Source organism: Gammaproteobacteria bacterium CG11_big_fil_rev_8_21_14_0_20_46_22, from assembly GCA_002796245.1.
GTDB lineage: Bacteria > Pseudomonadota > Gammaproteobacteria > UBA12402 > UBA12402 > 1-14-0-20-46-22.
Window position 1 is genome coordinate 1 of record PCWT01000003.1, and the last position, 14,796, is coordinate 14,796.

12 protein-coding genes are annotated in these 14,796 nt (G+C 48.9%); 8 read left to right on the forward strand and 4 right to left on the reverse strand.

The features are described 5' to 3' along the window. Window positions 1–92 precede the first annotated feature (92 nt). From COV52_00070 to mutS, 3 genes are all read right to left on the reverse strand, one after another. On the reverse strand, window positions 93–422 hold the full coding sequence (locus COV52_00070) for a hypothetical protein (protein PIR12162.1): 330 nt from the start codon (window positions 420–422) through the stop codon (window positions 93–95). 103 nt (window positions 423–525) lie between these two features. Continuing rightward, window positions 526–1,230, reverse strand: coding sequence for a hypothetical protein (locus COV52_00075; protein PIR12163.1), 705 nt, complete (start codon window positions 1,228–1,230; stop codon window positions 526–528). Next, window positions 1,223–3,793, reverse strand: a complete 2,571-nt coding sequence (gene mutS / locus COV52_00080; GenBank protein PIR12181.1) for a DNA mismatch repair protein MutS — start codon at window positions 3,791–3,793, stop codon at window positions 1,223–1,225. Before mutS ends, COV52_00075 begins: the two co-directional genes overlap by 8 nt. 417 nt (window positions 3,794–4,210) lie before the next feature. Here mutS and COV52_00085 point away from each other — a divergent pair, with 417 nt between their 5' ends. Both COV52_00085 and COV52_00090 read left to right on the forward strand, forming a co-directional pair. Beyond that, complete coding sequence (locus COV52_00085) at window positions 4,211–4,672, forward strand: damage-inducible protein CinA (protein PIR12164.1); 462 nt, start codon at window positions 4,211–4,213, stop codon at window positions 4,670–4,672. 39 nt (window positions 4,673–4,711) lie between these two features. Beyond that, a complete protein-coding gene (locus COV52_00090) occupies window positions 4,712–6,118 on the forward strand; it encodes an amino acid permease (protein PIR12165.1) in 1,407 nt (468 codons plus the stop codon). On the opposite strand, the gene COV52_00095 is transcribed toward COV52_00090, so the two are convergent. Further along, on the reverse strand, window positions 6,082–7,290 hold the full coding sequence (locus tag COV52_00095; GenBank protein ID PIR12166.1) for a hypothetical protein: 1,209 nt from the start codon (window positions 7,288–7,290) through the stop codon (window positions 6,082–6,084). The genes COV52_00090 and COV52_00095 overlap by 37 nt on opposite strands. Before the next feature lie 153 nt (window positions 7,291–7,443). Here COV52_00095 and recA point away from each other — a divergent pair, with 153 nt between their 5' ends. The 6 genes from recA to prpD all read left to right on the forward strand — a co-directional run bounded on the left by recA (window position 7,444) and on the right by prpD (window position 14,655). After that, window positions 7,444–8,490 carry a recombinase RecA gene (gene recA, locus COV52_00100; protein PIR12167.1) on the forward strand — a complete coding sequence of 349 codons (1,047 nt, stop codon included), beginning with the start codon at window positions 7,444–7,446 and terminating at the stop codon, window positions 8,488–8,490. Further along, complete coding sequence (locus COV52_00105) at window positions 8,490–8,924, forward strand: hypothetical protein (protein ID PIR12168.1); 435 nt, start codon at window positions 8,490–8,492, stop codon at window positions 8,922–8,924. Before recA ends, COV52_00105 begins: the two co-directional genes overlap by 1 nt. 171 nt (window positions 8,925–9,095) lie before the next feature. Further along, complete coding sequence (locus tag COV52_00110) at window positions 9,096–11,120, forward strand: ATP-dependent DNA helicase DinG (protein ID PIR12169.1); 2,025 nt, start codon at window positions 9,096–9,098, stop codon at window positions 11,118–11,120. A gap of 130 nt (window positions 11,121–11,250) precedes the next feature. Further along, the gene (locus tag COV52_00115; protein PIR12182.1) at window positions 11,251–12,120 is read left to right on the forward strand and encodes a methylisocitrate lyase; all 870 of its coding nucleotides are present in this window, start codon (window positions 11,251–11,253) and stop codon (window positions 12,118–12,120) included. Next, window positions 12,113–13,228: a 2-methylcitrate synthase gene (locus COV52_00120; GenBank protein ID PIR12170.1), complete on the forward strand. Its 1,116-nt coding sequence runs from the start codon at window positions 12,113–12,115 to the stop codon at window positions 13,226–13,228. Before COV52_00115 ends, COV52_00120 begins: the two co-directional genes overlap by 8 nt. Continuing rightward, the gene (gene prpD / locus COV52_00125) at window positions 13,228–14,655 is read left to right on the forward strand and encodes a 2-methylcitrate dehydratase (protein PIR12171.1); all 1,428 of its coding nucleotides are present in this window, start codon (window positions 13,228–13,230) and stop codon (window positions 14,653–14,655) included. The genes COV52_00120 and prpD overlap by 1 nt, the downstream gene beginning before the upstream one ends. Window positions 14,656–14,796: the final 141 nt, after the last annotated feature.

Consider the following 14,796-nt stretch of genomic DNA (forward strand, 5'->3'; position numbering starts at 1 on the left):
CAAATTTCCGCCCAACCTCGCCTCAAAACTGAACGTTTGTGGTTAAGTTGAGCAAAATATTTTTAATGGGACAACCGTGGTTGGGGCGTGCCCTAGGGGTGTGCCTTGCCTGGATTTTTCTGGGTTTCATGAGCGGTACTGACCAGGTGCGCCAGTGGGGTTTCGGCCAGCTTAGGGTTTTGGGCTAGCGCTTTTTGTACGGTGATCAGTGTTTCTTTGCTCTCTAGGGCATCTTCCTCTATGCCAAGCTTTTGTAGAAGTGCGGCCGCGGTGTATATTGCGCCGGGGACTAAAAGCACAAAGTGAAAACCTTTACAAGCTTGCATCTGAGTTAATTCAGTAATGAATTTTCTGCCGAGCGCCAAATCCACAGCTTGTTTAGATCGGTCGAAAAAAGCGCTGGAGGAAGTGTTTGCTGACATTGTTGTTATAGTGGATGTTGCCATGTACACATTATATTCATGGGGCGATAGATTGCCAGTGAAAAATTACGATCGAAATTTTGCCGCTATAATCGCGGGGTAATTATCGGCTTAGCCACCATTTGTAGAGTGGGGCAATGTCCAGTGCGGGCTCGGTTTGTTTAAACCTTTGTCTGCGTAGCTTGCTTTTTTGAGCCGTTAATATTGACGATAAAGACTTAAAATAATCATTATTAAACATTAGGTTGTTTAAGTTTATTAATGTTTTTTCTAATATTTTTTCTCGTTGTTCTGGGTTTGCGACAGAGGTCGCTGAAGCCTGAGGCAGTAAGAAAAACCCGGTTTTGGCATAGCGCGCGCAATGGCGAGCATAGTCCACTCTGGCGCAGGCTTCGCTGAAGCTCGGCAATTGGGCGAGGTCTTGCTGCCCAACAGCCAGGATGTTAGCGATCAGCCGGTCGCGCGCGCCAGTGGTGTCTTGGATAAATTGCCTAACAGCCCGTTCGCTCTCAAAGCCTTCGCTATCAAAATAACTCGCAATGCCGTTGATTAAGCAAAAGAGTTCGCCTACCTCGAGAGAGCTAGTTTGCAAGCGTTGAAGCAAGGGGTGTTCTGCCTTGTGCTGCTTGAGTTTGGAGACAGCGTCTCGCCACCATTGCAGGCGTAGACGTGCAGCCATCGACTCTTGGCATTTTAAAATAATACTAAACAGCTCGTCGTGTATCGCATGGATAGTCTCAATCATGGCGCGCTGATCAGCCGGCAATTTGTGTGTCGCGTAATAGAGGGTGCTACCGGGTTTAATCATCCAGTCGGGCCTTTAAATCGTACAGCCATTGCAAGGCCGCTTTGGGTGTTAAGTCATTCGGATCCAGCGCTTTGAATTGCTCAAGCAATTCGCTGGCATGATCATCTTCAGCTTTGGAAAACAAATCCGTTTGTCTGGGTTCGGTTAGTGCCTGATGATTCTCGGCGCTGGCTTGCTCCAATGAAAACAATTTCTTTTTCGCGTGTGTGATGACGCTTGCGGGAATGCCGGCCAATTTGGCGACTTGCAAGCCGTAGCTTTGGTTTGCTGGGCCTTCTTGTACGGTATGCAGGAAAACGATACTGTCACCGTGCTCAACGGCATCCAAGTGAATGTTGTGGGTATTTTTGAGCTCTTGTGCGAGTTGCGTCAACTCAAAATAATGCGTGGCGAAGAGGGTGTAAGCGCGGTTTTTCTCCGCCAAGTGTTGTGCGCAGGCCCAGGCGAGCGACAGGCCATCAAAGGTGCTGGTGCCTCGACCAATTTCGTCCATTAAGACCAAGCTTTGCTCTGTGGCGTTATGCAGAATATTCGCAGTCTCTGTCATTTCCACCATAAACGTTGAGCGACCTGAGGCCAGATCATCAGCCGCGCCTATGCGTGTGAAAATACGGTCGATGGGGCCGAGAGTGGCAGACTTAGCTGGCACGAAGCAGCCGCAGTATGCCATGAGCGCAATCAATGCAGTCTGGCGCATATAGGTGGATTTACCACCCATGTTGGGGCCTGTAATAATGAGTAATTTTCGACCGTCTTTAAAGGTGGTGTCATTAGCAATGAAGGGTTCATTTAAAACGGATTCAACGACGAGGTGTCGACCCGATTCAATTTGTAAGCCGGGTGTTTCATTAAGTTGCGGGCGCACAAGATCTAAGGTGAGCGCGCGCTCGCTTAAGTTTTGTAGCACATCCAGTTCGGCTAAAGCGCGAGCCGATTGTTGCAGTGCGCATAAATCTTCGTTTAGGGTTTCCAGTAGTGTATCGTAGAGTGCTTTTTCGCGCGCCAGCGCTTTGGCTTTCGCACTTAAGACTTTATCTTCAAAGGTTTTTAATTCGGGTGTGATGAATCGTTCAGCATTTTTCAAGGTTTGGCGGCGGGTATATTCCGTGGGCGCTTGCTCGGATTGTGCGCGTGAGATTTCGATATAGTAACCGTGCACGCGATTAAAGCCGACTTTGAGCGTGCTGATGCCTGTGCGCTCACGCTCTTGCGTTTCAAGCTTGACCAAAAAATCGCTGGCATTACTGCTTAAATCACGCAGTTCATCGAGTTCAGCGTCATAACCGGGTTTGATCACGCCACCGTCGCGAATCACCACGGGTGGGTTGTCGATGATCGCGCGATCGAGCAGCGCGTGAACGTCGGGAAATGTGCTGGCTTGAGTTTTGAGCTCGACAATCGAGGGCTCGTCAATCTCAGCTAAACAGGCTTGTATCGCCGGCAGTTCGCCGACGGCCTGGCGCAGTTTGATTAAATCGCGTGGACGTGCAGAGCGAATGGCCACACGCGTTAACACACGCTCGACATCACCAACGGTGTGTAAGTGTGAAGACAAGGTTTCAAAACTGTGCTGTTGTAGCAAACTTTCGATAGCACTGAAGCGAGATTCAACCCGTGCACGATCACGCAATGGGCGAATCAGCCAGCGTTGTAGCAAGCGGCCGCCCATCGGCGTGGCGGTGTTGTCAAGCATAGCCAGCAAAGTGTGTTCACGTTTGCCTTTGATGTTCTCTGTGATTTCTAGATTTTTTAAGGTCGCGGCATCCAGCACAATATGATCTTGCGTGCGCTCAGCCGTTATCGCCGTGATGTGCGGCAATGCCGTGCGTTGCGTATCTTTGATGTAATCGAGTACGCAGCCTGCGGCTTGAATAGCAAGTTTTAAATCATCCACGCCAAAGCCGCTTAAATCTTTGGTATTAAATTGTTTGGCGAGCTCGCGGTAAGCCGTGTCGTAGTCAAAATGCCAAATCGCTTGTGCGCGCAGGCAGGCGTAGCTTTTTAAGGCTTCTTTAACCGGGCTGTCTTCGCAATATAAAATTTCAGCGGGTTGAATGCGGGCGATCTCGTTATGCAGCTGATCTAAGCCTTGTACTTCCAGCGCACTAAAGCGGCCACTGGCCACATCTAATGCTGCTAGGCCAAAGTGTGTTTGCTCGGCAAAAATCGCAAGTAGGGTGTTGTCTTTTCGCTCATCGAGTAGGGCTTCATCGCTCACGGTCCCCGGTGTTAAAACACGCACCACTTCACGTTTCACAGGCCCTTTGTCATTCGCTTCGCCGACTTGTTCACAAATGGCCACCGATTCGCCTAGGCGCACGAGCTTGGCCAGATACGATTCAGCCGCATGAAAGGGCACGCCGGCCATAGCAATGGGCTGGCCAGCGGATTGACCGCGAGCGGTCAGGGTAATGTCTAAAATTTTAGCGGCGCGCTTGGCATCGTCAAAGAATAGCTCGTAAAAATCGCCCATGCGGTAAAACACGAGCATATGAGGGTAATCGCGTTTGATGGTCAGGTATTGGCGCATCATCGGCGTGTGGTCGGCAAAAGCATCGCTCATCGTCATTATCGTCCTGGAAATCTGTGCGCCATCGTATCAAAGCCTGAGTTAGCAGGGCAAGTGCTAGCTGGGTTCTTTTGGGTTTGCTTGCGTTCTCTCGCTTTTTGGCTTCAGGTTTCTCTTGTGCAGGGACGCTTTTCGCCATCCATGGCCGCTCCCTTACGGCATCCATGCCTCCAGAGGCCCTGTCCAAGATAAACCTTCGCCATCGCTTTCGAGCGGATAAAACAGTGCTTTTTTTGGATTGAACTTCTGTCCCATTTTGCGTCGTGCTCGAGGGCTGAGTCTGTCGCTAATGCTCAAGGGACGTTCCTTCAAGGCTGTGTGAGGCAGGATGCCGGACCCAGAGTCCCCGGGAGCGGGTAAACATGGGCGGGCGAGCTTGAGTCCGAAGTCAAGTTATCGTAGAGTCAATCCATGAAACATTTAATCCTACAGCTCAAAGATCGCTTACTCGCAGAAAACCTCACATTGGCCACGGCGGAATCCTGCACTGGCGGCTGGGTCGCCAAACTCATCACGGATATACCGGGTAGCTCGGCCTGGTTTGAGCGAGGGTTTGTCACGTATTCCAATCAAGCCAAGCATGAAATGCTGGGTGTGCCCATGCGCTTAATTGAGCAGGAGGGCGCGGTCAGTCGATCAGTGGCTCAAGCCATGGCACAAGGCGCGCTGTTGCATTCCCGTGCTGATATCAGCGTGGCGATTACCGGCATTGCTGGCCCAGATGGCGCGACTGATCATAAGCCCGTTGGTTTGGTGTGGGTTGCTTGGGCGAAGCGTGACGGCGGTGTGCAGGTTCGACGTCAAATTTTTTCGGGCGATCGCAGTGAAATTCGCCAGCAGGCGGTTTGCTTTGCCTTGTCAGGCTTGCTGTAAAACTATAGACTCGCGTCTTTTGTCACCAGGCTTTTTCGCATGACTATCAAGCGTATCAACGTTTTTATGCTGGCTATGCTCATTACGGGCGCGATCGATAGCATCCGTAATTTGCCGACGACCGCATTGTTTGGCACCGAACTGATTTTCTTTTGCATTTTTGCTGCGATTGTTTTTCTCATTCCCACTGCTTTGGTGGCTGCCGATTTATCTTCACGCTTGCCTGAACACGGTGGCGTGTATCGTTGGGTGCGTTTAGCCTTTGGGGAGAACATGGGCTTTTTGACGGTGTGGTTGCAGTGGATCAATACCATTGTTTGGTACCCGACCATTCTGTCTTTTATCGCCGGCACTTTAGCGTATTTGTTGGATCCCGCACTCTTAAATAACAGAGCCTATTTGGTGGTTGTGATTTTAGTGACGTTTTGGGCGCTGACCTTACTAAATCTCAGAGGTCTTCACGTTTCAGCTAAGTTTGCCACGGTTTGCACGATTATTGGTATGGTGATTCCAATGGGTATGATCATTGTATTAGGGTTACTATGGAGCTTCAGTGGTCATGCGGTGCATTTGCACTTCAGCGTTAGAGCGATGATGCCGAATTTAAGTCAGCCGCATAATTGGATTTCTTTAACCGCGATTATGGCGTCATTTTTGGGGATGGAGTTGGCAGCCGTGCATGTGCAGCAGGTGGAGAATCCCAGGCGTAATTTTCCAAGGGCTTTAATGATCTCAGTGGCGATTATTTTGACCACGATGATTTTGGGTGCTTTATCGATTGCTGAGGTGTTGCCCGGTCAGCGCATTAGCTTGGTTAGCGGCGTAGTGCAAGCGATGCGAGATTTTTTGGCGGCTTATCATCTTAGTTGGTGCTTGCCCATTTTTGTGTTGTTGATTTTAATTGGCAGTGTGGGCAGCATGATTAACTGGATTATTTCTCCGGCCAAAGGCCTGTTGCAAGCTGGTCAGCATGGTTTTCTGCCGGCGTGGATGGCGAAAGAAAATGAAAACGGTGTCGCTAAAAATTTATTACTCTTGCAGGCTGTCTTGGTTAGTGCAGTGTGTTTGGCTTTTCTATGGATGCCTTCAGTGAATGGCTCGTATTGGTTTTTAACCGATTTAAGTACTGAGCTTTATTTGCTGATGTACGTCATTATGTTTTTCTCCGCGATCCGTCTGCAAAAACTCTTTCGCGATCGGCCAGCACCGTTTTATTTGCCGGGTGGCAGGGCAGCGAGTTGGGTGGTTGCGGGCTTGGGTTTATTCGGTTCAATACTGGCCATGGTGGTGGGTTTTATTCCGCCGGCCAATATCAATGTGGGCAACCCTGCTAACTATGACTGGTTGTTTTTTATGGGCATGCTGGTGATGGTGTTGCCAGTGTTGTTTTTTGTGGTGTATCGGCAGTCTCAGCTTAAGCGATTGCCTGGCGATAAGCTTTCTTGATATGTTTGCTCATCAGTGTTTACCATATGCTGCGCTTGGTGGAAAAAGTGTTCCCAGGCTTCGTCACCCAGTACCTGACGAATATAGGCCTCTTTTTCTTTAATGAGCACTAAAGTATTTTCTCTGCTACTGTTTGAGGGGCTTGTGTGTAGTGCTGAAAGTTGTGTCACATAAACTTCCAGTAGGCGAAGTGTGTCGATGGGACGCGTTGTTTGTAGTGACATGGAGTCTTCATCGAACCCCGTCACGGTGCATTGCATTTCTTTGAATGGGATAGTTTTTCCGATCTCTAGCTGTGCTTGTATGTTTTGTTTATTAATATTATTTGGATAAGGTACGCTGAAGCTTAATAGGCTAATGTAGCGGGGCTCGAGAAGCTTTAAGCCTTTTTCTAACTCGCTTTTTTGGCTTTTTGTCAAGCGTCTTTGGTTTTTGTTGTGCATATCAAGAAAGGTTTTGATGGCTTTGAAACCTAGGTTTAAAGCGCGATCATATTGTTGCATATTTTTTTCTGTTGTTAACCTTAAAGGTGTAGCCTTCTTTCCTGTTCTCAAGAATTTGCTGACATGATCAAGCTCATGACGTATCCCGGTAAATTGGTTCCCATCGGCTATGTTTGAGGGTAAAAAAACGGTTTTTTCTACGGGGCTAAAGAATGCTCCGGCGTTATCTGTCTGTTGAGGGTTACTGATTTTATGCTTTTTGAGTTTGGCAAGCATGCGCTCTCTTGAGGTACAGAAAAAACGAATGCGGCTTTCAATGGCGCGGCCTATGTTTTGACTATCACTGTCAAGACGCTGCTGTCCGCTTGAAATCACATTTTCTATAAAGCGTTTTTGTTGCTGGCACGCGGCATGGGTTTCTTCGTTGATTTCAGGATCAATGGCATACCAGTCGGGGTGGTCTATAAAAGCCTTTTGGGCAGAGTCACTGACTGATGCCGCATTATTGTTGGCACGACCATTCGCCGCTGCTTCAGCCATTCTCGCGCCATAAGTCAGAAGTACGCCAATGCCTAGGGCGTAGATAAATGGGTTGTTGGCCACTGTGTTGGGTGTAAATACAAAAAGGGCACGCTGTGCGCTCGCGATTCTCTGTTGTCTTGCGAGGTGCTTGCCTGTTGCTTCTCGATGTCGTTGATATTGTCGATATTGTCGATGGTCGTTTGGCATGATTTTCTCATTTTTTGGTGGTCAAATAATAGTCAAACAATAGCTTTTTGTCAATGTGTAAAGACGCCCTAGACCCTAGGTGTTAACTGTGTTAGCTTTGTCGTCCAGCCAGCTCAAAAACCCAAATAACTTTGTCAACAGAGGGGACACTCAATGGATGCGAATAAGCAAAAAGCATTAGATGCGGCCTTAGGCCAGATTGAACGCCAGTTCGGTAAAGGCTCTATCATGCGCATGGGCGATGCGGGCGCGGCTTCTCGAGACATCGAAGTCATTTCCACAGGCTCATTAACCTTGGATATCGCGTTAGGCATCGGCGGTTTGCCGCGCGGTCGCGTGGTTGAAATCTACGGGCCAGAATCTTCCGGTAAAACGACATTAACCTTGCAAGTGATAGCAGAGTGTCAAAAATTAGGCGGCACAGCGGCGTTTGTCGACGCTGAGCATGCGCTAGACCCACAATACGCTGAGCGTTTGGGCGTGAATGTGGATAATCTTTTGGTTTCTCAGCCGGATGCTGGCGAGCAAGCTTTGGAAATCACCGACATGCTCGTGCGCTCAGGCGCGGTGGATGTGGTGGTGGTCGATTCCGTGGCCGCTTTGGTGCCTAAAGCTGAAATCGAAGGTGATATGGGCGATCATCACGTCGGTGTGCAAGCGCGATTGATGTCACAGGCTTTACGTAAGCTTACGGCGAACATAAAACGTTCAAACACGTTGGTTATTTTCATTAACCAAATCCGCATGAAAATTGGTGTGATGTTTGGTAACCCTGAAACCACCACAGGCGGTAACGCGCTGAAGTTTTATTCGTCGGTACGTTTGGATATCCGCCGTACGGGTGCGATTAAAAAAGGTGAAGAGATTCTCGGCAATGAAACCCGCGTGAAAGTCGTGAAAAACAAAGTCTCTCCACCGTTTAAAGTGGCTGAATTCGATATTATTTACAACGAAGGTATTTCACGTGAAAGTGAGATCATTGATCTCGGTGTGAAGCAAGGCTTGATCGATAAATCCGGTGCGTGGTACAGCTACAATGGTGACCGTATCGGGCAAGGTAAAGACAATGTACGCCAGTTCTTAAAAGAACATAAAGACATTGCGCAAACCGTAGAAGCCCAAATTCGTGAAGCTTTGTTGCCGAAAAAAGGTGGCGCTAAAGCCGATAAAAAAGACGAAGCTGTCGCTGAAGAGGCTTAATGTCTGAGCTTGTTGAGGTCCGCCGCGCGTGCATGGCCCTGCAGGCGCGGCGCGAGCATTCCCGCTATGAACTAGCGCAAAAGCTCGCGCGTCGCGAGTGTGATGAGGCTCATATTCAATCCGTGCTCGATGAGTTCCAGGCGAAAAATCTCCAATCTGACGAGCGCTTTTGCGAAGCGTACTTGCGCATGCGCTTAAAGCAGGGCTTTGGCCCGCTGAAAATTCGCCTAGAGCTCGAGCAAAAGCGTGTGGATAGCGAGCTTATTGAGCGCTATCTATCGGCTTATGCTGATGAGTTTGATGAAAGCTTGCAGGTTGTGTTTGCTAAAAAATTCGGTGAACCGGCTCAGGATCTCAAAGAGAAAGCGAAGCAGCTGCGTTTTTTATCCAGTCGCGGTTTTGATTTTGAACATGTCCGGTATTTAATCAAATAAAAACAAAATTAAAACGAAAGGTAAGTATATGCAAAAGGGTGATGATCCTATTGTAGTTGCGCCTTATCGCTCTGGCGTGCCGATGGCTGCTAAGATTTTTTATTTTTCTCACCTTTGCTGGCCATCATAATAGCCCTCGCTTAGTCGTTAGGATTTCGCTACACTGGCGCGATGGATATCAAAGCGTTAGAACAACAGATTCAATCGGCCGGTTTGCGAGTGAGGGCCCCGCAGTTCGCCATGATTGAATGCGTGCACGATACCTTAAAACAACAGGCTATATCCCTCATCGAGGCGCCCACGGGGGTCGGTAAAACACTGGCCTACACCATTGGTGCTTTGCAAGCCAAAAAACCTAAAGTCAAAATTATCATCAGCACGGCAACGGTCGCGTTGCAAGAGCAGCTCATTCATTCGGATATCCCCTTGCTTGAAACTATTCTGGGCGTAAAAGTCAGCGCCGGTTTGGCGAAAGGGCGCAAGCGTTATTTGTGTTTATCGCGCTTGAGCCAAGACGATGGCGAGTATCAAGGCTTTAAAACAAAGCTGGAAGAGCAGTACGAATCTAAACTTTGGGATGGTGAAAAAGATAGTTTAAAAACCGGTTGCACAGACGCCGAGTGGGGCAGTGTGAGCACGGATGCCTCGGGTTGTTCGGGCAGTCGCTGTGCTTTTTATGAAGAGTGTGTGTTTTATCGCCAGCGCAGAAAAGTCTTGGCGTCGGATGTGATCGTCGTCAACCACAGTTTGCTCTTGGCCGACCTTGGCTTAGGCGGCGGGGCGGTGTTGCCGCCGGTCGATGAGTGTTTGTATGTGATCGATGAATGTCACCATTTGCCGGAAAAAGCGCTGGGGCATTTTTCCTTGCAGTCGACGGTGATGCGCTCGCTCGATTGGATTAACACCTTAAGCAAAAGTTTAACGAATGCCGGTTTGTATTTAAGCGAAACCCAGTTCTCACCTGAAGTGTTTAACGAAACGTCGCGAAACTTGGTGGAAAGTTTAAGCTTACTGCGTGCCAGTCTTGAAATGAATAAAAAACAGTTTGATGGCGATGTGTGGCGCTTGGATGATGAGGCAGCGCTGCAGTTTGCTGATTTAGCCGAGAATGTGATTCAATCGGGTGTGCGGCTGGCTGATGAAAACGCCAAGTTGATCGAGCGTTTGGATGAGCGCTATGAGCATGAAAAAAACCTGAATAAAGCGAAAGCCGAGGCGATTGCGACCTTGTTATCTCGCTTGAAGTTTGTGCAAGAGCGCGCAGAAAATCTGTGTAAAACCTGGGGCGCGTTTTTAAAGCCCAGGGCATATAAAGAAGCTCCACAAGCGAAATGGATTGAGCTTAAACCTGCGCGATCCGATGAGCCGCAGGATTACACTTGCCATGTGGCGCCGATCACAGCAGGGCGCGAGTTGTACGAGGTGTTTTGGTCCAAACTCAAACACGGTGCGGTATTGTGTTCGGCGACAGTCACGAGCCTGGGTTCATTCGATGAGTTTTTACGCCGCAGCGGTTTAAAGCTTTATCCGAACGTTAAAACCTTGCAGCTCGATTCCAGTTTTCATTACGATCAATCGATTTTGTTCGTACCCGCTATGCAACATGAGCCTGATTGGAAAAATGCAAGTGCACACATTCGTGAAAGTGCAGACCTCATGGTACAGCTATTGCCGGATAATGTGGGCAGTTTGGTGTTGTTCGCCAGCCGAAAAGCGATGGAAGAAACGCTGTCGCAGATGCCGAGTCGTTTGGTCGAAAAAATTTTAGTGCAGGGCGCAACCGGTAAAGCGGCGTTGATTCGCTTGCATAAACGCCGTGTGGATGAGGGCAAAACCTCCATTATTTTTGGTTTAGCTTCCTTTGCAGAAGGCTTGGATTTAAAAGGGGCTTATTGTGAGCACGTGGTGATTCACAAGCTACCGTTTGCCGCGCCTGCGGATCCGGTTGAGATCACGCGTAATGAGTGGATCAAGTTCAACCAGCTCGATCCGTTCATGTTGTACTCTTTGCCCAATGCCTCATTGCGCTTAACGCAGTACGTGGGACGCTTGTTGCGTTCGGAAGACGACAAAGGCATGGTCACGATCTTAGACAAGCGCCTTTATACCAAAGCCTATGGCAAAAAAATGTTGGAGGCTTTGCCGCCGTTTAAGCGTTGCGTGAATGTGGCTTGGTCTGAGCTTGAATCTGCGTAGCCACCGTCTTATTAAAAAAAAACGAGTCATCAAAAGCTACCCTGTTCTTTTTGTTAGCTTTAGTCCTCGCGCAGGTTCAAGATCTTGGGCGAGCTATGATACACTGCTGGCCAAATCACAGGAGGTCGATATGTGCTCATTCAAGCAAGCCCTTTCAGAAGACACACCGTTGCAAATCCCGGGTGTGGTCAATGCCTATTGTGCCATGATGGCTGAGCAAGCCGGTTTCAAGGCTTTGTATTTATCCGGCGGTGGTGTGGCGAATATTTCCTACGGGCTGCCTGATTTAGGGATCACCACCTTGGATAATGTGCTTGAAGATGCGCGCCGGATTACCGCTGTTACCGATTTGCCTCTTTTGGTCGATATCGATACCGGTTTTGGTGGCGCGTTTAGCATTGCCCGTACGATCAAAGAAATGCAGCGCGCTGGTGTCGCAGCGGTGCACATCGAAGATCAAGTCGCCGAGAAACGTTGTGGTCATCGCCCCGGCAAAGCCTTGGTGAGCACGGCAGAGATGTGTGACCGTGTCAAAGCGGCGGTGGATGCGCGAACGGATGAGGGTTTTACAATCATGGCGCGCACCGATGCGTTTCAACTTGAGGGCATTGAGGGTGCGATAGCGCGTTCAAAAGCGTATGTAGAAGCCGGTGCTGATATGATTTTTGCAGAAGCTTTGCCGAGCATTGATTTATACCCAGCGTTTTGTGAGGCGGTGGGTGTGCCTGTGCTTGCGAATATGACAGAGTTTGGCAAAACGCCGCTTTATGGTGCAAGCGCTTTGGGGGATGCCGGCGTGAGTATGGTGCTATACCCGCGCACGATAGAGCGGGCGATGAGCAAGGCGGCCTGGGCCATGATGAATGAGCTGCGAGAACACGGTACACAAGAAGCCGCTTTGTCAAAGATGCAAACGCGCGATGAGTTGTATACCCATTTAAATTATTTAGCCTATGAAGAGAAGTTGGATCGATTGTTCAAGGAGAAAAAACATGACTAAAACAACAGAAGGCTTGCGAGGCCAAGTCGCGGGTCAAACGGCGATTGCCACTGTCGGTAAAGAAGGGCATGGTTTAACTTACCGTGGTTACTCCATTGAGGATTTAGCCGAGCACGCGCAATTTGAAGAAGTGGCGTATTGTTTATTGCACGGCGAGTTGCCTGATGCCAAAGCCTTGAGTGAGTTTAAGCTACATTTGAAGCAAGCCCGTGTCTTGCCAGCCGAATTAAAAGTCCTTTTGGAAATGATACCTAAAGATTCACACCCGATGGATGTGCTGCGAACTGCGGCCTCTTTTCTAGGTAATATTGAGCCTGAGGGTGATTTTACACATCAATTCACCGTGGCGACACGTGTGCTGGGTATGATGCCGGCGATATTGTGCTATTGGTATCGCTTTATCACGTACGGCGAAAAAATTGAAACGACTATCGATAGCCATAGTTTGGCGGAGTATTTTTTAGAACTTCTGCATCAAGCCACACCGTCTGAAGAACACATTGCCTGCATGAATGCTTCCTTGATTTTGTATGCTGAGCATGAGTTTAATGCGTCAACCTTTGCAGCACGTGTTTGTACGGCTACCTTGTCAGATTATTATTCGGCCATTACCGCAGCGATCGGCACTTTGCGTGGTCCTTTACATGGTGGTGCGAATGAGGCGGCGATGGCATTGATCGAGCGATTTAAAACCACTGAGGAAGCGACGGCAGCCTTGCATGAGATGCTCGCGCGAAAAGAAAAAATCATGGGTTTTGGGCATGCAGTGTATCGTGAATCTGACCCGCGTAATGCGATTATTAAAGCTTGGGCGCAGCGTTTATCGAAAGACGCCAGTGATGGGTATTTGTACGATGTGTCCTGCGCAATTGAAAAAGTGTTGTGGAATGAGAAACACTTGTTTCCAAATTTAGATTTCTTTAGCGCGAGCGCTTATCATTTTATGGGGATTCCCACAGCGCTCTTTACACCGATTTTTGTCCTGTCGCGTTTAAGCGGCTGGTCGGCACACATCATTGAACAGCGTGCGAATAATCGCTTAATTCGCCCGAACGCTGATTACATAGGCCCGGCTGAGCGGGTTTTCACACCCTTGGAGAAACGATAATGTACGCAACTAAATCGGCTAAACGCCCCCCGTTTGATACTGTGATTCAAGCCATTGTGGATTATGTGTATGACGTGGATGTTACGCACAACGAGCTCGCCATGAGCACAGCGCGTTATTGTTTGATGGATACCTTAGGCACGGGTTATTTGGCGCTGAATTATCCGGCATGCACAAAACTATTGGGCCCTGTGGTGCCCGGCGCGACTTTAAAAAATGGTGCGCGTGTGCCCGGCACGGACTTTGAGCTCGATCCTATCCAGGCGGCATTTAACATTGGTGCCATGGTGCGTTGGTTGGATTTTAATGACACCTGGTTGGCGGCAGAGTGGGGCCATCCATCCGATAACTTAGGGGCTATTTTAGCCTGTGCAGATTATCAGGTGCGCAATAACCATGCGCAATACACCATGAAAAATGTATTAGCCTGGATGATCAAAGCTCACGAAATTCAAGGCGTGTTAGCCCTGAATAACAGCTTTAACCGTGTGGGTTTAGATCATGTGATTTTAGTGCGTATCGCGTCTACTGCCGTGGCGTCACAGATTTTAGGCTTGACTAAAGCGCAAGCGCTGAATGCGGTGTCGAACGCTTGGGTGGATAACGGCGTATTGCGCACTTACCGTCATGCGCCCAACACCGGCTCGCGTAAATCCTGGGCGGCGGGTGATGCCTGCGCGCGCGCAGTACGTTTAGCATTAATCGCTAAAACCGATGAAATGGGTTATCCCTCTGCGCTTACGGCTAAAACCTGGGGGTTTAATGATGTGATGATGAAAGATAAGCCGGTGACCTTGGCGCAGCCATTAGGTACCTATGTGATGGAAAACATTTTGCTTAAAATTTCTTTCCCAGCCGAGTTTCATGCGCAAACCGCGGTTGAGGCCGGTTGTCAGTTGCATAGTGAAATCACAAACCGTTTAGATGCGATTGAGAAAATTGTGATTCAAACACAAGAGTCAGCGGTACGCATTATCGATAAAACGGGGCCTTTGGATAATCCGGCTGATCGCGATCATTGCTTGCAATACATGACAGCGATTGCTTTGTTAAAGGGTGATTTGGTTGCTGAAGATTATGAAGACGATGTGGCGTCTGACCCGTGTGTGGATGCTTTGCGCGATAAAATGATCGTTGAAGAAAACCCGCGTTTCACACGTGAATATTTGGAGGCGGATAAGCGCTCGATTGGTAATGCGGTACAAGTCTTTTTTAATGACGGTACGCAGACTGAGAATATCTCCATCGACTATCCTATTGGGCATCGTTGCCGACGCGAGGAGGGCATCCCTGTCCTCGTTGAAAAAGCGAAGCGCAATATTGCAACGCAATTAAGTGCTGAAAAAACGGTAAACTTGATGCAAGTGTTGAGTGATCAAAAAACACTTGAGGCGATGAGCGTCTTGGCGTTTATGGCTTGTGTGTAGACTGAACTGATTTCCCCGGGTTATCGCTGCGCTCAAACCAGGCTACAGTTAATGTCATTGCGAGCGAACGTCAGTGAGCGCGGCAATCTGGCGTATTAACCTGGAGATTGCTTCGTCACTTCGCTCCTCGCAAAGACGTTG

Excerpts from the sequence above, each read along its gene's own strand:
- COV52_00085 (PIR12164.1), top strand. The coding sequence starts at position 4,211 with ATGAAACATTTAATCCTACAGCTCAAAGATCGCTTACTCGCAGAAAAC.
- COV52_00070 (PIR12162.1), bottom strand. The coding sequence starts at position 422 with ATGTCAGCAAACACTTCCTCCAGCGCTTTTTTCGACCGATCTAAACAA.
- COV52_00110 (PIR12169.1), top strand. The coding sequence starts at position 9,096 with ATGGATATCAAAGCGTTAGAACAACAGATTCAATCGGCCGGTTTGCGA.
- COV52_00095 (PIR12166.1), bottom strand. The coding sequence starts at position 7,290 with ATGCCAAACGACCATCGACAATATCGACAATATCAACGACATCGAGAA.
- mutS (PIR12181.1), bottom strand. The coding sequence starts at position 3,793 with ATGAGCGATGCTTTTGCCGACCACACGCCGATGATGCGCCAATACCTG.
- COV52_00120 (PIR12170.1), top strand. The coding sequence starts at position 12,113 with ATGACTAAAACAACAGAAGGCTTGCGAGGCCAAGTCGCGGGTCAAACG.
- recA (PIR12167.1), top strand. The coding sequence starts at position 7,444 with ATGGATGCGAATAAGCAAAAAGCATTAGATGCGGCCTTAGGCCAGATT.
- COV52_00115 (PIR12182.1), top strand. The coding sequence starts at position 11,251 with ATGTGCTCATTCAAGCAAGCCCTTTCAGAAGACACACCGTTGCAAATC.
- COV52_00090 (PIR12165.1), top strand. The coding sequence starts at position 4,712 with ATGACTATCAAGCGTATCAACGTTTTTATGCTGGCTATGCTCATTACG.
- prpD (PIR12171.1), top strand. The coding sequence starts at position 13,228 with ATGTACGCAACTAAATCGGCTAAACGCCCCCCGTTTGATACTGTGATT.
- COV52_00075 (PIR12163.1), bottom strand. The coding sequence starts at position 1,230 with ATGATTAAACCCGGTAGCACCCTCTATTACGCGACACACAAATTGCCG.
- COV52_00105 (PIR12168.1), top strand. The coding sequence starts at position 8,490 with ATGTCTGAGCTTGTTGAGGTCCGCCGCGCGTGCATGGCCCTGCAGGCG.